The organism is Paenibacillus xylanilyticus, assembly GCF_009664365.1.
GTDB classification, from domain to species: domain Bacteria; phylum Bacillota; class Bacilli; order Paenibacillales; family Paenibacillaceae; genus Paenibacillus; species Paenibacillus xylanilyticus_A.
Map to the genome: position 1 here is coordinate 2,811,035 of NZ_CP044310.1, position 18,584 is coordinate 2,829,618.

General features: G+C 47.1%; 16 protein-coding genes. 12 read left to right on the top strand and 4 right to left on the bottom strand.

Annotated features, from left to right (window positions below; all coding sequences use genetic code 11):
* Positions 1-153 precede the first annotated feature (153 nt).
* Complete coding sequence (locus tag F4V51_RS12705) at positions 154-870, top strand: YebC/PmpR family DNA-binding transcriptional regulator (RefSeq protein WP_095287765.1); 717 nt, start codon at positions 154-156, stop codon at positions 868-870.
* Between the two features lie 100 nt (positions 871-970).
* On the opposite strand, the gene F4V51_RS12710 is transcribed toward F4V51_RS12705, so the two are convergent.
* The 4 genes from F4V51_RS12710 to F4V51_RS12725 form a co-directional block, all read right to left on the bottom strand.
* Complete coding sequence (locus F4V51_RS12710) at positions 971-1,456, bottom strand: DMT family transporter (RefSeq protein WP_153980680.1); 486 nt, start codon at positions 1,454-1,456, stop codon at positions 971-973.
* Positions 1,457-1,473: 17 nt separating this feature from the next.
* Positions 1,474-2,172: a Crp/Fnr family transcriptional regulator gene (locus F4V51_RS12715; RefSeq protein WP_153978231.1), complete on the bottom strand. Its 699-nt coding sequence runs from the start codon at positions 2,170-2,172 to the stop codon at positions 1,474-1,476.
* 43 nt (positions 2,173-2,215) lie between these two features.
* A complete protein-coding gene (locus F4V51_RS12720; protein WP_110822416.1) occupies positions 2,216-2,641 on the bottom strand; it encodes a DMT family transporter in 426 nt (141 codons plus the stop codon).
* 253 nt (positions 2,642-2,894) lie between these two features.
* Complete coding sequence (locus F4V51_RS12725) at positions 2,895-3,692, bottom strand: Nif3-like dinuclear metal center hexameric protein (protein WP_153978232.1); 798 nt, start codon at positions 3,690-3,692, stop codon at positions 2,895-2,897.
* 418 nt (positions 3,693-4,110) lie between these two features.
* On the opposite strand from F4V51_RS12725, the gene F4V51_RS12730 reads away from it, so the two are divergent.
* From F4V51_RS12730 to F4V51_RS12780, 11 genes are all read left to right on the top strand, one after another.
* The gene (locus tag F4V51_RS12730) at positions 4,111-4,704 is read left to right on the top strand and encodes a biliverdin-producing heme oxygenase (RefSeq protein WP_153978233.1); all 594 of its coding nucleotides are present in this window, start codon (positions 4,111-4,113) and stop codon (positions 4,702-4,704) included.
* A 98-nt stretch (positions 4,705-4,802) separates the two neighbouring features.
* Positions 4,803-7,343, top strand: coding sequence for a diguanylate cyclase domain-containing protein (locus tag F4V51_RS12735; RefSeq protein ID WP_153978234.1), 2,541 nt, complete (start codon positions 4,803-4,805; stop codon positions 7,341-7,343).
* A gap of 211 nt (positions 7,344-7,554) precedes the next feature.
* Positions 7,555-9,144 (top strand): TerB N-terminal domain-containing protein, encoded by a 1,590-nt coding sequence (locus tag F4V51_RS12740; RefSeq protein ID WP_153978235.1) that lies wholly within the window; start codon positions 7,555-7,557, stop codon positions 9,142-9,144.
* A gap of 7 nt (positions 9,145-9,151) precedes the next feature.
* On the top strand, positions 9,152-10,495 hold the full coding sequence (locus F4V51_RS12745; RefSeq protein WP_153978236.1) for an ATP-binding protein: 1,344 nt from the start codon (positions 9,152-9,154) through the stop codon (positions 10,493-10,495).
* Positions 10,492-12,699, top strand: coding sequence for a DEAD/DEAH box helicase (locus tag F4V51_RS12750; RefSeq protein WP_153978237.1), 2,208 nt, complete (start codon positions 10,492-10,494; stop codon positions 12,697-12,699). Before F4V51_RS12745 ends, F4V51_RS12750 begins: the two co-directional genes overlap by 4 nt.
* Positions 12,700-13,044: 345 nt before the next feature.
* Positions 13,045-13,998, top strand: a complete 954-nt coding sequence (locus F4V51_RS12755) for an EamA family transporter (RefSeq protein ID WP_153978238.1) — start codon at positions 13,045-13,047, stop codon at positions 13,996-13,998.
* A 231-nt stretch (positions 13,999-14,229) separates the two neighbouring features.
* On the top strand, positions 14,230-14,655 hold the full coding sequence (locus F4V51_RS12760) for a cupredoxin domain-containing protein (protein WP_153978239.1): 426 nt from the start codon (positions 14,230-14,232) through the stop codon (positions 14,653-14,655).
* A gap of 97 nt (positions 14,656-14,752) precedes the next feature.
* Positions 14,753-15,769 carry an SDR family oxidoreductase gene (locus F4V51_RS12765; protein ID WP_153978240.1) on the top strand — a complete coding sequence of 339 codons (1,017 nt, stop codon included), beginning with the start codon at positions 14,753-14,755 and terminating at the stop codon, positions 15,767-15,769.
* A gap of 16 nt (positions 15,770-15,785) precedes the next feature.
* Complete coding sequence (locus F4V51_RS12770; protein WP_153978241.1) at positions 15,786-16,439, top strand: carboxylesterase family protein; 654 nt, start codon at positions 15,786-15,788, stop codon at positions 16,437-16,439.
* Between the two features lie 112 nt (positions 16,440-16,551).
* Positions 16,552-17,262, top strand: coding sequence for a trehalose operon repressor (gene treR / locus F4V51_RS12775; RefSeq protein WP_153980681.1), 711 nt, complete (start codon positions 16,552-16,554; stop codon positions 17,260-17,262).
* Positions 17,263-17,534: 272 nt separating this feature from the next.
* Positions 17,535-18,515 (top strand): glycoside hydrolase family 5 protein, encoded by a 981-nt coding sequence (locus F4V51_RS12780; RefSeq protein WP_095358362.1) that lies wholly within the window; start codon positions 17,535-17,537, stop codon positions 18,513-18,515.
* Positions 18,516-18,584 lie beyond the last annotated feature (69 nt).

The window sequence follows — 18,584 nt, forward strand, 5'->3', positions numbered from 1 at the left end:
GAAAGGCCGAATGACGTTTCAGACTTCATCTGATGACCGTTTGCTATGAAACATTACCATTATTTCGTCATACTGAACTTGTTGAAGCAGTCTCAACAAGATATAATAACTAGGTAGAATGCAGATTACATGTTGAAAGTGAGCGGAAACGATATGGGTCGTAAGTGGAATAATATTAAGGAAAAAAAAGCTTCAAAAGATGCAAATACAAGCCGGGTTTATGCCAAGTTCGGCGTTGAGATTTATGTAGCTGCCAAGAAGGGTGAACCAGACCCGGAGGCAAACCGCGCACTAAAAGTCGTGCTGGAACGTGCGAAAACGTATAATGTACCAAAAGCGATTATCGATCGTGCGATGGAAAAGGCCAAAGGCAGCGGGGACGAGAACTATGAAGAGCTGCGTTATGAAGGCTTCGGACCAAATGGTGCGATGGTCATCGTGGATGCACTCACCAACAATGTGAACCGGACTGCACCTGAAGTTCGCTCCGCGTTCAACAAAAACGGCGGGAACATGGGTGTCAGCGGTTCGGTTGCTTACATGTTTGATCCCACTGCGGTCATCGGCGTAGAGGGTAAAAACTCTGAAGAAGTACTGGAAATCCTGCTCGAAGCAGACGTTGATGTACGGGATATCGTGGATGAGGATGAATCCGTGATTGTATACGCGGAGCCAGATCAATTCCATGCCGTACAGGAAGCTTTCAAAGCTGCTGGTGTTACCGAGTTCACCGTAGCCGAGCTGACAATGCTGGCGCAAAACCATATTGAACTTCCCGAGGATGCACAGGCTCAATTCGAAAAACTGATTGATGCCCTGGAAGACCTTGAAGATGTTCAGCAAGTGTACCACAACGTAGAGTTTGTATAAGATTACTTGCATACTTGCCTATTGCTTGTGTCTATAAGAAAAAGAGTGTCCAAACCATCATCTTACTGATGGCCGGGCACTCTTTTTTTTGCATGTGTAATTATGAATCGGACCGCAGAGCACGTCGAGGTTTCTCCGCTGTATTGCTTTTACTACCGCCAAATTTGAACAGTACAATCCCCCCCACGATGACAAGCACCCCGAGCAGCTGATTCCAGGAGAAGGGGATCTTCTCCAGCCCAAGCCAACCCATCGAATCAAACAACAGGGCAAAACTCAGTTGGGAGGTCAGGACAATGGATATGGCAAAGGTAGGCCCGAGCAGCTTCATGCCCTGAACGAGACAGAATACGACGCCTACCCCGATAGCACCACTTATCCAGTACCATGGCTGCATATGCTGGAAACTGAACGTGTTTTTGCCTTCCACGAGCAGCGAAATCAGGAATGAGGCAAGAAATCCGGTGAAAAGAACCATCGTTGTCGTGGACCATGACCCGGTCTTTTCATTAACTTTACTATTAAAAACGGTTTGCAGACTGACGAGTGAACCTGCAAGTAATGCGAGCAAAATACCCGTAACAATCATGAGCTGTAATCTCCTTATTCATAGATGTTGTGACCTGCAATTTGACGCAAACCGGCTCGATCCTTGACCTGAATAAAACCTTGGTTGCGTTCAATGAACCCGTCCGTACATAGCTTCTGAATGACCCGATTTAGATGCCGATAGCTTGTGCCGATCAGATTGGCAATGTCCGTCAGATTGAACGAATCCAGCCCTTCATGTACGACGGCACCTGCCTCCTCGGTGGAGATAGACAGCAGGTAGCTGGCTAACCGCACCTCGACCGGGTACATCAGGTTGAAGCTTGAGAAGTTTGAATCAATATAGAACTTATGAGAAATGATCTTTAGCAAAAATTGAAGCAAAGGGGCGTAGTCGCCTGCATGTTCGGCCAGGTGTCGGTAGTGGATACGCAGCATGACGACAGGCGTGACAGCCTGCACGGTATTGATGATGTGACTTTCCCGGACATACTCCACGTCCCCAACAACTTCAAGTGGGGTTTTGAAGCAGAGCACGAGTGTTTTGTCCTGGGCAGACGTCGTAAAAATCTTGATTTTGCCTTCAACCAGCACATATAAGTATTCGGATGCTTCGCCTTGTCGGCAGATCAATTCACATTTTTCAAAATGACATATGGTCATCAATGGACGCAGGGGCTCGGGGAATACGGTTTCGAGCTGGTACTGCTTCAAGTAGTGCAGCAATTGATTTTCATCATGGACTTCTTCCATAAAGTACTTCGCCCCCGACCTGTTCTTGTGCAAACTAAAAAAACTACAGTTTCATAATAATAACACCCGTAATCATGAGTGCTATGCCTAGAAATTGCGGCAGCTTCATCTTCTGCTTCACAACACCAAACCACCCGTTGCTGTCGACCAGAAAAGTCAGGAACAGCTGTGCAATCAGCAGGGCAGAGATGGTGAAGGTAACCCCAATTTGTTGAATGGCAGACACTTCACTGAAAATAATAACCGCACCGAAAGCTCCTCCGGCGAGATATAGCGGCTTGACTTGTTTTAATCCCTGAAGATTGACATCCCGGACAAACATCAGAATGATGGCTGCCAAGATAAAGCCGGTAAACTGTGTAATGGTGGCGGCTTGCCATGTACCCATGTCCGTACTAATTCGGGTGTTGGCCACACCTTGCAGCGTAATGCAGGCACCGCCGAGTAATGCAAAAATAATTCCTTTCATGCTGTACGCTCCTTATCACTGTGTTACTTCGACTTCTATTAAATGATAGAAGTGCCCCGAACGCCAAGGACAAATGTCCTGAACTCCAAAACCATAGCCATCAGCGTACAACATTGGTGCATAAAAATCCACATGTGAGCAAAGTAGAAATCGTACAATCTAAACTCAATCAGTCAGACAGCAGCTAAGGATCTTTTGCAGGAAAATAAAAAGAAACCCTCTTCGCAGAGGGCGGCGATCAAGTCAAAATCAATTAAAGCACGTTATATATAGGCTGTTCTCCAACAAAGGTTACAGTTAATTCAGGATAGGCTTGATCCAGCCTCTTGGCAAGGAGTTTCATCCCGGAAGACTCACTTTCGGCATGACCGATCATGATAAGAGCCTGCTGCCTGCCTAGTTGTACAGCATCACGTATGTATTCCGGTGTTTCCCATTCGAAGCCCTCTCCTGCAATAATCAGGTTCAATCGTTCGTTATGCAGCAGGGGGATCGTTAGATTCCCATTACCGCGAAAACCGACCAACACAGCTGCACGCTGACAAGTCATCTCCAAGTTACCGGCAACGCGCACATATTCAATCTGAAGGGTATGTTTGATATGTTCTGCAATTTGCTGAACCGTCATACCTGGATCAAAGGAAAGAACATCTGCTTCCGGCTTTCTTTGCTCAAGGAAGGATGTCCATCCTAATGCTTGAACTAAACCTTCGGTGATGCCGTCGGGTTGAACTTGGTGAATGGAATCATGACAGCGATAAATGGCAATTCCGGCTTCATCAATGAGGTTACGCTTGGTCTGATAGACAGGATCTTCGGTTAGCCAATCCGTATGACTATGGTGGTTATAGAAGGGGGGCTCGTGGGCAATGATCAGGTTGGCTCCCTGTTGTACTGCACGTTCAATGACCTGCTGAGTGGGCATGAATGCAACAACGACACCCGTGACGAGCTGATCCATCGATCCGCTAATTAACTGATCCACGGTGTTATCCTGCAATTCAACTTGAGCAGTCAAATGATCGATAATTTCTTGAACACGTACCTCCATGAATACGATACCTCCAATGACAGAATATATCCTCAGTGTATCATTTCGATGAAATGCCAGCATTAACCATTGTAGACTTACTGTGCTAAATAGCACGTTAGTTACACTGCTAGATTAACAATGTTAATAGCGGGTTTACGTTATTGCTGGCTTCATGCAAACGTGATGGTGGGGTCTATTTACCTCGTAATTTAAGGAGAATGGACTATACATACGAGAGGGAACGTACATTAACAACCCTATAAAACGCTCTAAACGTAACGGTTCTGGGTACAAGTAGTTTTCTTCTGCGAGAAAAAGTATACTAACATAGAATCTTTATCTGGATTAAGAAAGGCATCCATTACAACCTGCACTGAACATGTGATTCTTGTTTGGTTTTAATTATGATAAAGGAAGTAGAGAAAGGTGTGATTACATGACAGCCAGTACCATTATGGAACGTCTGAAGAGTGAGACAGCGCATTATCACAGACAAGTGGAACAGAACGACTATGCGAAGGCTATTATGAATCAAACCGTGAGCTTAGAAGAGTATAAGGAATACTTAGCGAAATTTTACGGTTTTTTAAAACCGTTGGAAGAACATGCTCTTCAGCAGCCGTTTTGGGCGAATACAGGGCTTGATTACGGGATCCGGGGCAAAGCCATTTTGCTCGAAAACGACCTGCGTAATTTAGGTTCTAGTGATGAAGAGATCAAGCAGCTGCCAAGATGTGAGGAATTGCCGGATATTTCTTCGCCTGCACGATTGTTCGGGTATCTTTACGTCATTGAAGGGTCTACTAACGGAGGGCAGATCATAACCAAACGTCTCTCTCAGTTTTTGCCGATTGAAGCGGGCCATGGACTTGAATATTTCAATGCTTATGGCTCGGAAACCAGAACAAGATGGGCTGAATTCATGGCGCAGCTGGTTCAATTCGCTAAGAGCGAGGAAGATCAAAATGAAATGGTTCATACGGCCTCGGAAACTTTCCGGCTGCTTGACCAATGGATTAATACCAAATGAGATATATAAACTTAGAATGTAATTAGCAAATACTTGCAATGAAAGAACCTTTTAACGTTGGTATATATTGAAATATATGAGAGGGGTTTTTTCAGTCCATGGCCGAATCGAAGTCGAGGAAAGATAATAATCTGCTGAACCGTACGCTGCTTCATCAAGGTACGTACACCAATGATCCGATAGATCTCAACAATTGTGATAAAGAACCGATTCATATTCCCGGCTTCATTCAGCCTCATGGTGTACTACTGGCTGTGAATACCCAGAGTGTCCCTACCATTGTACAATGCAGTCAGAATACAGAAGAGCTGCTCGGCCTTGAAACCGATAAAGTGCTCGGTCTGCCTCTCGAAAATCTGATTGGCAGAGAGAGTCTTCACCAGATTCTCGCACGCAGCTTCAGTGCTTCAGTTACCTCAGATCTGCAATATATGGATATTACAATCAACATCGCTGGACATGATCAGATGTTCACGTCGGTGATCCATGAGAGCGAAGGGTTGCTCATACTGGAGATGGAGCCTTCCAATGAGAGCAGAACGATGGAAGGCAATGATTTTGAGTGGATCTCACGCTTTTTCGGAAGGATCAAGAGCACGGACAGCCGAATTGAGGCCAGTCAGATTGCAGCGGAGCAAGTGAAGGAAATGCTTGGTTATGACCGGGTCATGATTTATGAATTTGACGAGCAATGGAACGGAAAGGTCATTGCCGAAGCGCGTGAGGAACAGCTGGAACCATTTCTCGGACATCATTATCCGGCTTCGGATATTCCTAAACAGGCACGTGAATTGTATTTGCGGAACTGGCTGCGTACCATCGTTAATGTCAATTACAAACCTGTAGAGATCATCCCTACATTGCAGCCCTTAACGGGTAAACCTCTTAATCTAAGTCTTTCGGTCCTGCGCAGTGTATCGCCACTGCATATTGAATATTTACAGAACATGGGCGTTGGAGCGACAGTAACGATCTCTCTGATCCATGACAATCAACTGTGGGGCCTCATTACATGCCATCATTATTCAGCCAGATATGTACCTCATCGTGTACGGAACTTATGCAACTTCCTCGGTGCGTTTTTCTCCAGCGAATTGTTCCAGCGTCAACAGCTGGACGAATATCAGGCAGAGATCAGGTCGCGGGAAGCTGCTTCCCGGATATCGAGCATATTTATCGGGAATACCAGCCCGGCCAGAATTATGGAAGAGCTTCAGAGTGAAGAGCAAACGTTACTTGGTATTATGAGTGCTTCCGGGGCGGCCATCTGCTACCAGGACAAATTAATGTTGTATGGGGATACACCGACACGTGAACAAGTGCGTGAGCTTGCCGCTTGGCTTGCGGGTAAATCAGAGGACTATAGTTACCATACATCCAAGCTGAGTTTGGAGTACGGAGCTGCGTTAGCCTACAAGGAGAAAGTGTCTGGCGTAATCTATGTAGCGATCTCACCCGGGCAGCATCATTATATGATCTGGTTCAGGCCTGAGGTGATTCAGCTTGTCGATTGGGCAGGGGACCCGGCCAAAGCTGTACTTAAAACCGATGACGGAGTGCGTCTCTCTCCGCGTAAATCGTTTGAGAAGTGGCGAGAGGTTGTACAATCCACTTCCTATCCTTGGACAATCAAAGAGCTGAGTGTGCTGCCTCTGCTCAAAAGCATTGTGCGTCGTCAAACGGAAAATCAGCTGGTTCAGGCCGAAGAGCAGGCACTGCAAAACGCACGAATTTTGCGGCAAAATGAACAACGCTATTTGCAGCTGATGGAGTTCTCACCTGTAGCATTCTTTACGTTGACGGATGGCAAAATTATATATTGCAACAACCGGGCGGCAGAACTGCTGGGGTATGAAAACTCGAAGCCTCTGAACGGCATGGACTTCAGCCAATTCGTGCCTGATAATGCAAGATCCGTCTTGCAGCAGCATTTGGAAGAGCTCCAATTAGAGGATACACGTTTGTACACGAATCAGTCCTACTTCACAACAGCTGCAGGAGCTTCCCTGCTCCTGGAAGTTACACTTGCTTCGGTGACGCACGCAGGCAAACCTTCGGTCATGGTCGTTCTCAACAGTGGAGTATCCAACCACGAGCAGGAAGGTTATACGGAGACAACCAATCAGCTGCAAAACTATCTTAATACAGATCCATTAACGGAGATGCCGATTCAATCCATATTTAAATCGCAGCTTCAGGAAGATTGGGATGCGTGTTTGCAGGAAAAATGCAGTCTGGGACTGCTGATTATTGATATCGACGATTTCCGATCCTACAACGCTACCTACGGTCTTCAGGGCGGAGACCTCTGCCTGCAATGGATAGGCGAAGTGCTGGCTGTCGTTAGTGAGCAGAATGAAGCACTGATCTCCCGCCTGCGCGGAGGAACTTTCATGCTGAAACTCAAGGGTACAACGTCAGAACAGGCTGACCAGCTTGCAGAAGAGATCAGGCAGCATGTGCTTGCTCTTCAAATTCAGCGGGACCCGTCCAGCCCGAATGAAGTCGTTACCGTCAGTGTGGGCGGTGCTGTTATGGTGCCTGAAGTGAGTCTGGCCGTGTCCGGTTTAATTGAAAAGGCAACGCAGGCTTTGCTTCAATCGAAGAATGAAGGGAAAAATCGGATCACCATGGTCTGATATTCATAACGAATCAACAATTCATTTTATCAAGGCTGGCTGAGAAAGAATGATAAGGTGGCGTTTGAACTGGAGACCAGTTTGAACGCCATTTTTTCTTTTTATTGAAAAATGCATTCTCTTCGCCATTGTCACAGGACAAGTGCTATAATGAGGCATATGGATACACTTGTTCGTATTATGAATTATCGAGGATGGTGAAACAGTTTCAATGAAAGACCATTCAAGACAGTTGGAATTTATGGAGATCGATCTGACCGAAGAACCAGAAGCTTCGGCTGTTCCGGTGCCTGAACGTTCAACCCTCCCCCACAGGCAATTTCATTCAAGCCGTGCTGGCGGCAGCATATTGTCTTCGGAGAAGCGATTCGTGGAAGAGGCGCGGCAGCTTGAAGAGGTGGAGGGAGATCCTGCTCCGTTTGTTCCGTTCATGAGCTACTGGCCGACTTATGGTGTCATGAACGAGTCCCAGCGCGAGTGGTACTTATACTGGAGGTCGGAAGTAAGGCAAGGACGTTTCTTGGATACAGATCTGTCCTACGTATTCGTTCATACGTATGAATTGATTAACGGAGTAGGGTGGAGTGATCCTCAAGCGGGCTACGATCAACTGAAACAGTTATGGATACATTACCGTGTTCAGAATCCACAGCTGGACACGTATATGCAGGAATGGCTCGTGGATTACACGTTGGTTCATCAACTGGATTTACCGTTGTCCGAGATACTGGACATTTCAGGCGGATACCTTACCGCTGAGATACAGGATATGGAGATGCAGCGGATTTTGCAGAATCAAATCTCCGACGTTTCGTTGAATCTGCTGCGGCGATATTATGACTATGACATCTCGCTCAGCAAATTTTATAGGGATGGCGGCCAGGAAGTTCTGGAAGAGCTTATTCCCAAGGTTATGGCGCTCGTCGATTCCTATCTGCGGCGAACACGTCAGGCGGGGATCGCGGACCAGTTTATACAGGATAAGCCAAGAACAACGGAGCGGGTGCTCTTTCGCAAAGCGGTATATGACGATACCCTTTATGGGAAAACGGTTCCCTTATCCTATGTTCCGGTTGGAGAAAATTCGGATTTCGTTCAGTTGGTTACACGCATTTTTCGATGTACCGAAAACAAGTGCCGGGAACTGCTCGGTTTCAGAGGCCGATTGCGCGGAAAGACTCTGGAACCTGAACTCGCAGGCTTGATCGAACGTTATTTGGACAAGGCCTATGCCGCTAAACAAGCAGAAGCTGCCGTGAAACCAATCATTCGAATTGATGCGGAGAAACTGACATCATTACAGCAGGAGAGTGAATATGTCCGCCAGGCTTTAACGATTGAGGAAGACGTGGAGCAGGTACAGGAAGCGGCTTCCTTCGAACATCAGGTAGAGGTTGAGGGAGAAGCCAGCGAAACTGTGAAATTTATGACTGAACTGAAAAAGGATCACTCTCTCGAACGAGAGGCTGATGGGGCGGTAGCTGAACGTTCCGAAGCCATCGCAACGAATAATGCACCAGTCCGTTTGCAGTGGGAGGAAGCGATTGCCGGGGATGTGGATGAAGAGTGGCTGCACTTGGCGGACCAGCTTGCTCCTCAGCATGTGCTGGCCATTCATGCTCTGCTCGGCGAGGACCCGGATACTGAACTGAATCTTGTGGCTGAGCAATATGGAACAATGCCTGCACTTCTGCTTGATGAAATTAATGATCTGGCCATGGAAACGATTGGTGACCTGCTGATCGACAGTGACCGGATTGTTACTGAATATATGAATGTAATTGAACATGTGAAGAGGTGAGAGGACAGTGACAGAGCTAAAAATACCGAAACGGCTGACCACCGCGCTGGTGAATTCATTGACAGCGGGTGTTGTGCCGCGAATTGGACTGGAGCAGATTGCCGTCGGCCGCAAGCCTGAAGTGGATGCAATATTGCGTGATTTGGATAACATTGCCGAAGGCGGAGCTGCATTTAAACTGATTACAGGTAGGTACGGCAGCGGGAAAAGCTTTCTTTTACAAATGATTCGTAACTATGCGATGGACCGGGAGTTCGTTGTAGCAGACGCAGATCTGTCCCCAGAGCGAAGATTGGTAGGCACCAAAGGTCAAGGACTCTCAACGTACAGAGAACTGATGACCCGTCTGTCCACGCGCACACGTCCGGATGGCGGAGCACTTGAACCGATCCTGCAGAAGTGGATTGCTGCCCTGCAGCAGCAAACGATGCAGAATCAGGGTTTGCGACCTGATGATCCTGCCCTGCCGTCAGAGGTGGAGAAGCAGATTTACGCCGTCACGAACGAAATGCAGAACCTGGTGCACGGCTTTGATTTTGCCAAAGTTCTTGCTTCGTACTGGAACGGATACAAGCTGGGAGATGATGATCGCAAACAGGCTGCGCTTCGCTGGCTCAGAGGGGAGTATGCCACCAAGACGGAAGCCAAGAAGGAACTTGCTGTCGGCGTGATCATTGATGATGACAACTGGTATGATTATTTCAAATTATGGTCGGAGTTTACGGCACGAATAGGTTATAAAGGGTTGCTGCTCTTTATTGATGAAGCGGTGAATCTGTACAAAATCACAAATAGCATCTCTCGGCAAAGCAATTATGAGAAATTGCTGACCATGTTTAATGACACGATGCAGGGCAAGGCGGAGCACCTCGGCATCTTTGTTGGCGGTACGCCGCAATTTGTAGAGGATGAGAGACGTGGATTGTTCAGTTATGAGGCGCTTCGTTCCAGACTGATCGATGGTCGGTATGCAGCGAGAGAATATGCGAATTACACAGGACCTATTCTGAAGCTGGCGATGTTATCTCATGAAGAGATTCTCATCCTGCTGCAGAAGCTGCGTCAGATTCATGCCCTTCATTTTGGTTACCAGGCCAGCTTGACGGATGAAGATCTGGTTGATTTCATGCAAACGGCGGTGAACCGTCTCGGGGCGGACGAGCTGTTAACCACCCGTGAAGTAGTGCGTGATTTTATGGATGTACTGCATACGCTCCACCATAATCCGGAAGTGACCTATGCCCAATTGCTTGGTGAGCGGGCAGACGCGCCACAGGATGGCGGTAAAGGAACGGCAGCATCTTCTGCTCCGGATGAGATGGACGATTTTCTGGCGGAATTTGAATTATGAGCGATAATCCTTTTTACAGACTGGCGCCTTTTGTCCAGGAATTTATTTATAAAAAAAGATGGGATTCGCTCCGCCCTGCACAGATTGAGGCTTGTCATATCTGCTTCGATACCCCGCATCATATGCTGATTGCGGCAGGAACAGCTTCAGGCAAGACGGAAGCAGCCTTTTTTCCTGCACTGACGGAGTTGTATGAACGTCCTTCCAAATCGGTGGGTATTCTGTACATCGGGCCGTTAAAGGCACTGATCAATGATCAATTCGAGCGGCTGAAGGATCTGCTATCTGAGGGCAACATACCGGTGTGGCACTGGCACGGGGATGTTCCTCAAGCAGAAAAAACACGATTGGTGCGTAATCCGTCCGGCGTGCTCCAGATTACTCCGGAATCGCTCGAGGGTTTGCTCATGAACCGTCCCAATGCCATACCAGCGCTGTTTCATGATTTGCGGTACGTTATTATTGATGAGGTCCATGCATTTATGGGAGCAGATCGGGGAATTCAGGTACTGAGTGAACTGGCCCGGATTGAGCGGATGGCTGGCTGCAGACCCCGCAGAGTTGGATTATCTGCAACGCTGAGTGATTATGAGGCCGCAACTTCATGGCTCGCAGCAGGAACACAGGAAGGGGTAGATGTCGTGTCTTCTCCAGGCGGCCGCAAGCTGCGCCTGCGGGTGGAGCATTTCTCTTTTCCGGATGCCCGGGATGAGGAGCAGGCCGAACATCTGCACAACGCACGCAAAGCCTATTACGATTTCATCTATGAGAGCACTCATCGCAAAAAGGCGCTAATCTTCACCAACAGCCGAACGGATGCCGAAGTGACCATCCTTGAAATGAGAAGAGTCGCTGCACGGCGGGAAGAAAGGGATGTATTTCATGTACATCACGGAAGCATATCAGCCATGCTTCGCGAAGAGACGGAGGCAGCCCTGCGGACCGGGGTGGGTCCGGCCGTAGCTGCGGCTACGGTAACATTGGAACTGGGGATTGACCTTGGTGAATTGGAACGGGTAGTGCAGCTCGGTGCCCCTTACAGCGCTTCGAGTTTTGTCCAGCGTCTCGGAAGGTCAGGAAGACGGGATGACATGGCTTCGGAAATGTTATTCGTTTGTCCGGAAGAAGAGGATGAAGAAGCGCAGCTTCCAGCTCGAATGCCATGGACGCTGCTTCGTGCCATTGCTGTCATAGAGCTGTATGTGAAGACCAAATGGGTCGAACCGCTTGAGGCTCGCAAAATGCCAATGGGCGTTCTCTACCATCAGACGATGAGCATGCTGAAAAGCATGGGGGAGGCAGAGCCACGCGAGCTCGCGTATGCCGTTCTGTCTCTTGCACCGTTCAGTCAGATCCGGGCCGACCAGTACCAGACGTTCTTAAATTATCTGATTGAAACCGATCATCTGCAGTGGACGGAAGAACAGACCTTAATCATTGGGCTCACTGGCGAGAAAACGGTGAATAATTATCGATTTTACGCGGTTTTCAAAGACGATGAGGAACACAAGGTGCTGAATGGTTCAGAGGAAATCGGTTCGATTACGACAGTTCCACCGCCTGGGTATTGCTTTTCCCTTGCAGGAAAGCTGTGGAAAGTAGAAGAAGTGGATCATAAACACAAAGCCGTATATGTGAAGGCGGCCAAAGGCAAAGTAGACACCCTGTGGCTTGGAGCGGGGGGTGACATTCATACGCTGGTCATTCAGAAAATGCGTGAGGTTCTGTCGGATTCCGTGATCTATCCTTATCTGTCTCCACAAGCGGTGAATCGCTTGGAGCGTGCACGCCGGTTGGCAAGGGAAAGTGGATTGCTGAAGCAGGTGGTTATTCCGGCTGGCGGTGATTCCCTGTACGTTCTCCCTTGGGTGGGAAGCAAATCGTTTCGAACACTGGAACGATTGATGAAGCATAATCTGTCCGATCGATTTGCGCTGCGTTCGGTCGTGCCCATGGAGCCTTATTATTTTGTCGTCTCTGGAAAAGTGGATGCACGAACACTTCTGGCAGAGATAATGAGCGAATGCCGGACCGTTGAGGATGCTTCAGGACTGCTGGCGGAAGACGAGGCCCCGTATCTAGGCAAATATGATGAATTTGTGGCCCCGGCATTGATCAGGGAAGCTTTTGCCGTGGACGGCTTGGATCTGCAAGGTTTACAGGAGGGTTTGGAACAAACGCTGGCTTGGGAATCTCCTGAATGAGATGACGCCGTGGATGATATCGTTTGATACCCTAGCTGTCCAATTTCATTTTCGATGGAATGATGGGGTTGACAACATCTTACCTGCCATGTAATATATGAAAAGTCGTCACATACGTAACATCACAATCACAAAAGCATACTTCATTTCGTATAACCTCGCAGGCCAAAAGTGTACACAGGGCGAGGGTCTCTACGGGAAGCCTATACTTCCTAACTACGATGCCAGGAATTTCATGTATTCCTTGCTCGAAGTTAGGATTTTTTGCGTTTGGATGGCAGGTTGTGACCTTGGCATGGATTAGACATGCGGACGTATTATCGATCATCAGGAGGTTTATTCATAATGAAGTACTATTTGTCGGTTCTCGCTGGAGCGATGAGCTATGGCATCTTGTCCACTATAGTTGTGCTGGCATACGGTGAGGGATACCAACTCGGAGAGGTTGTTGGTTCACAGCTGATCACGGGGTTCATCCTGTCCTGGTTGCTTGTACTATATACGAAATTTAAAACAAAACGCAGATCACAAACTAGCAAAACATCTGGGACAGCGACGAGTGTGTTTACGCGACTGACATGGAAGCAGCGTCTGCTGTTAATGGCTGCCGGAACGCCAACAGTTATAACCGGTTTGGTATACTATCAGTCATTACGTTACATTCCCGCATCACTCGCCATTATTCTCTTGTTTCAGTTTACCTGGATTAGCGTGTTGATTCAGGCGGTAAGTAAACGCCAACGTCCAGACAAAGTAACCTTCCTAACTCTGATTATCCTGTTCGGAGGTACACTGCTTGCAGCAGGGTTCCTGGAGCAGGGACTGAGCGAGTTTAACGGCCTGGGTATTGCACTCGGACTGTTGGCGGCAGTGAGTTATTCCCTGTTTGTACTGTTTAGCGGCAAAGCCGTTCCGTCAGCTCATCCTGCTTTTCGCAGCGCGTGGATGGTTACCGGCGGTTTGATTCTGCTCTGCATTCTGTTCCCGCCGACCTTCCTGTTTAACGGATTGATCTGGAGCCAACTGCTTGTGTTCGGATTACTGCTCGGTTTCTTCGGTGCTTTCATTCCGCCAGTGTTGTTCGCCATTGGGGTTCCTCATATTGGGGGCGATATGGCAGGCATTCTGGGTGCAGTAGAGCTTCCGGTTGCGGTGTTGTTATCTTCCATTGTACTTCATGAGCATGTAAGTGGACTGCAGTGGTTTGGCGTCATTATCGTTTTGATCGGCGTTGCACTGCCAGAGTTATATAAGCTGAGGCTGAAACGGAGTCGAAGTGCTCCACAGTATTCCTCTTAACGAACCCCAGTACACCGGGGATGCGCTAGAGTTATCATGGATATAGATATAAACTAGTAGAGAAGCCTGAGAAATCAGGCTTTTTCTAATTAAAACGAAGTTTTCAGTTGGATATTCAGCCCTCCCTTGCTAAGTATGATCTGACATGGCCCATAGGAGCCATTTTCTTCTGCAGCGTGTTAAGGTATGATATAGGCTGTACTTTTATTTCAGGAAAAGAGGCATGCGGATATGAATAGCTCAATTAAGAAAATGTGGCCGTGGCTTACGCTTGGCCTTGCTGTTATTGTATTACTCGGATCATTTTTGGTTTACTTCATGGGCAAGGACATGTCTCCCGGTGCAGGAAGTTCAGTAACAGCACAAGCGAAGACGCCTGAAGAATTGGAAGGATATGAAGTCATTGATGTGAATGTGAGTAATGACGGATTCGAACCTGGGGTGATTGAAGTTAAAGCGGGAGTTCCCACTAAAATTAATTTTATTCTTACCCGGTCAGTCACCCATGTGAAATCGGTTGGTTCACAAGCTCTGGGAATGGATTTGTACATGCAAAAAGGAGACAACTACTACACCGTTGATGAAAATTTGCAGCCTGGAGAATATGAAATTCACTGCGGCATGTACATGATCTACGGAACAATTAAGGTCGTTTAAACGTGAGGAGCAGAGTCAGTGACAAGCTGGCTTTGCTCCTCTTTTGCATGCGTGCTATCATGGACTTGTGAGACATTTCATCTGGAGGTGGCCTAATATGAAAGCGCTATTTATTGGAGGCACGGGTACAATCAGTACAGCAATTACGCAGCAGCTCGCCAGTCAGGGTTGTGAGCTTTATTTGATCAATCGCGGCAATCGTAATGATGATCTGCCCGCGGAAGTCAATGTGCTTCAGGCCGACATCAACGATGAAGTACGGGTTGCAGAACTCATTGCGGATCTTGAATTTGATGTTGTTGCAGACTTTATAGCTTTTGTCCCGTCACAGCTCGAACGAGATTATCGTTTATTTAAAGACAAAACCAAACAATTCATATTCATAAGCTCGGCATCAGCCTATCAGACACCACTTGCCGACTATCGCATTACGGAAGGTACACCATTATCCAATCCCTACTGGGAGTATTCACGCAATAAGATCGCTTGTGAGGACTATTTGATGAAGCAGTACCGGGAGCATGGTTTTCCGGTGACGATTGTACGTCCAAGCCATACGTATGGTGACCTGTCAGTGCCTCTGGGCGTGCATGGTGCCAAAGGAAGCTGGCAGGTTCTCAAGCGGATTCGTGAAGGCAAACCCGTAATCATTCACGGTGACGGCACGTCGCTATGGACGATTACGCATAATAGTGATTTTGCCAAAGGTTTTATCGGTCTGATGGGGAATATCCATGCCATTGGTGAGTCTGTACATATTACCTCGGACGAGTCCGTGACGTGGAACCAGATCTATGAAATTATCGCAGGAGTACTTGGAGTCAAGCTGAATGCGGTTCATGTCCCTTCGGAATTTTTGGCTGCATGCAGTGATCAGGACCTTCGCGGCGGTTTGCTTGGAGATAAGGCCAACACGGTCGTATTTGACAATAGCAAACTGAAGAGGCTTGTACCTGAATTTGTAGCAACAACGAGAGCGGATCAGGGAATACGGAAAACGATCCATTATATGCTGGATCATCCAGAGCTGCAAACCGAAGATCCTGAATTTGATGCTTGGTGTGACAAGGTGGTTGGAGCTCTGGACGAAGCGTTGAAAAAGATTAAAGAATAGAAGTGAGGGGACAGTTATGACCCAGACGGGGCATCGAATCGTCAAGGAAATAACCAAAACATTGACATTGGACTACTTGCTGCACATTCCGGTTACGGAAGACCAGCCAGCAGATAAGAAGTGGCCTGTTATTCTGTTTCTTCACGGATCAGGCGAACGTGGCAGTGATTTGAATAAGGTGAAAGCAAACGGACTCCCGAACATTGTAGATCAGGATCATAGCTTTCCTTTTATCGTCATATCGCCTCAATGTCCGGAGGATGAATTCTGGGCCATGGAAAAGGAAGCTCTGCATGCCATTGTTGAACATGTGCTGGAGAACTACCCTGCAGATCCGAAGAGAGTATATCTTACCGGATTAAGCATGGGCGGTTACGGGGCGTGGCATCTGCCCATCGACTATCCTCATGTGTTTGCTGCCGTAGCCCCCGTGTGCGGGGGAATCGATCCATCCAGAGCAGAAGCCTTGCGGGATGTGCCGATCTGGGCATTTCACGGTGCCATGGACGATGTTGTTCCTCTCTCGGAATCGCAAGGAATTGTGGATGCCCTTGAAGCGATCGAGGCAAACGTGAAGCTAACTGTCTATCCGGAAGGGAACCATAATGCCTGGGATGAAGCATACAGCAATCCGGACCTGTACAAGTGGTTTCTGAGTCACTCCTTGTAAACTTTTATTTATCAGCCGGGCTGGTCGAACCACCAAGTGTATTAACCCTGCCAATAATGCTATAATAGGTTGCTAATATGATAAAAAGGGTAATGAACTATGGTGATGAATGATGAATAACAAGTTTATCCGAATCTACGAAGATATCGCAGCTCATATTCGGAATGGAGAGATCGAGGCTGGTTCGCTTCTGCCATCGGAGCTTGATTTGTCCGAAAGCTATCAGACGTCCAGAGAGACGATACGCAAAGCACTGAAAATGCTGTATGAAGAAGGTTACATTCAAAAAATTCAAGGCAAGGGGTCCATTGTACTGGATATCCGCATGATTGATTTTCCCATTTCGGGACTGGTCAGCTTCAAGGAACTGGCCAAGAAAATGGGACAGCGGGCCAGAACGCATGTTGAGGAATTAGAGGAACTGAAGGTAGATCAGGCCTTGTTTAAAACCGTTCAATTTGGGTTGGGCGAGCAGGTCTGGAAAATCGTGCGCGTAAGAAATGTGGATGGTGAACGTGTCATTCTGGACAAAGACTATGTCAGTCAACGTCTTGTTCCGGGATTAACCAAAGAGATATGCAATGATTCCATTTATGAGTACATGGAGGATCAGCTCGGTTTGTCCATTTCTTTTGCCAAGAAAGAGATCTTGGTGGAAGAGCCTACCGAAGAAGATCGAAGATTGATGGATCTGGAAGGCTTCCATAATGTGGTCGTTGTACGAAGCCAGGTCTATCTGGAGGATGCGAGTCCTTTTCAGTTTACGGAATCCCGGCACCGTCCGGACAAATTCAAATTTGTTGATTTTGCAAGGCGAAAATAATTGTGTAATGGATTATAAGAAATGCCTGTCCGATTTTTTATCATTGGACGGGCGTTTCTTTTTTTCCAAAAAGAGTTAAGAATGAGTTGACTAGTAAGCGTTTTCATTTTATGATAATCTCATAACTTAAACGATAAAGTAAATCATAAACATAATATTTAAAATTGTTTGTTTATATAACTCACTTAATTAGTTGATGAATTTGATTTTAGTTAGCCTGTTGCCTTGTGCAGGGTTAATTGAAATATAAAAAACTCAGGAGGTTATATGCCATGGCCAAGTTGCAAAAGGGTACAATCTTAACAGTCATTGCAGCACTGATGTTTGTCATTTTGGGGAGCGCGGCTCCCAAAGCCGCAGCAGCAACAGGTTTTTATGTGAATGGGGGCAAATTGTACGATTCTACGGGTAAACCATTTTACATGAGGGGGATCAATCATGGGCACTCTTGGTTCAAAAATGATCTAAACACGGCTATCCCTGCGATCGCAAAAACGGGTGCCAATACGGTACGAATTGTTTTGTCAAACGGTACACAATACACCAAAGATGATCTGAATTCCGTAAAAAACATCATTAATGTCGTCAATGCAAACAAGATGATTGCTGTGCTTGAAGTACATGATGCCACTGGCAAAGATGACTACAATTCGTTGGATGCAGCGGTCAACTACTGGATCAGCATCAAGGAAGCACTGATCGGGAAGGAAGATCGGGTTATTGTAAACATTGCAAACGAGTGGTACGGAACATGGAACGGAAGCGCCTGGGCAGATGGGTACAAAAAAGCTATTCCGAAATTAAGAGATGCGGGTATTAAAAATACCTTGATTGTAGATGCAGCAGGCTGGGGTCAGTATCCTCAATCGATCGTCGATTACGGACAAAGCGTATTTGCCGCGGATTCACAGAAAAATACAGTGTTCTCCATTCACATGTATGAGTATGCAGGCAAGGATGCGGCCACCGTCAAATCCAATATGGAAAATGTGCTGAACAAGGGGCTGGCGTTAATCATTGGGGAATTCGGAGGCTATCACACGAATGGAGATGTCGATGAATATGCCATCATGAAATATGGTCAGGAAAAAGGGGTAGGATGGCTTGCATGGTCTTGGTACGGTAATAGCTCTGGACTAAACTATCTTGATTTGGCAACAGGACCTAACGGCAGCTTGACGAGCTATGGTAATACGGTGGTCAATGATACTTACGGAATTAAAAATACGTCCCAAAAAGCGGGAATCTTCTAAAATCAATACCTATTTGTATCAATGATATTGCTGGGTAAGGATGGTTGAATTTTAAAAGGCATGTTGAAA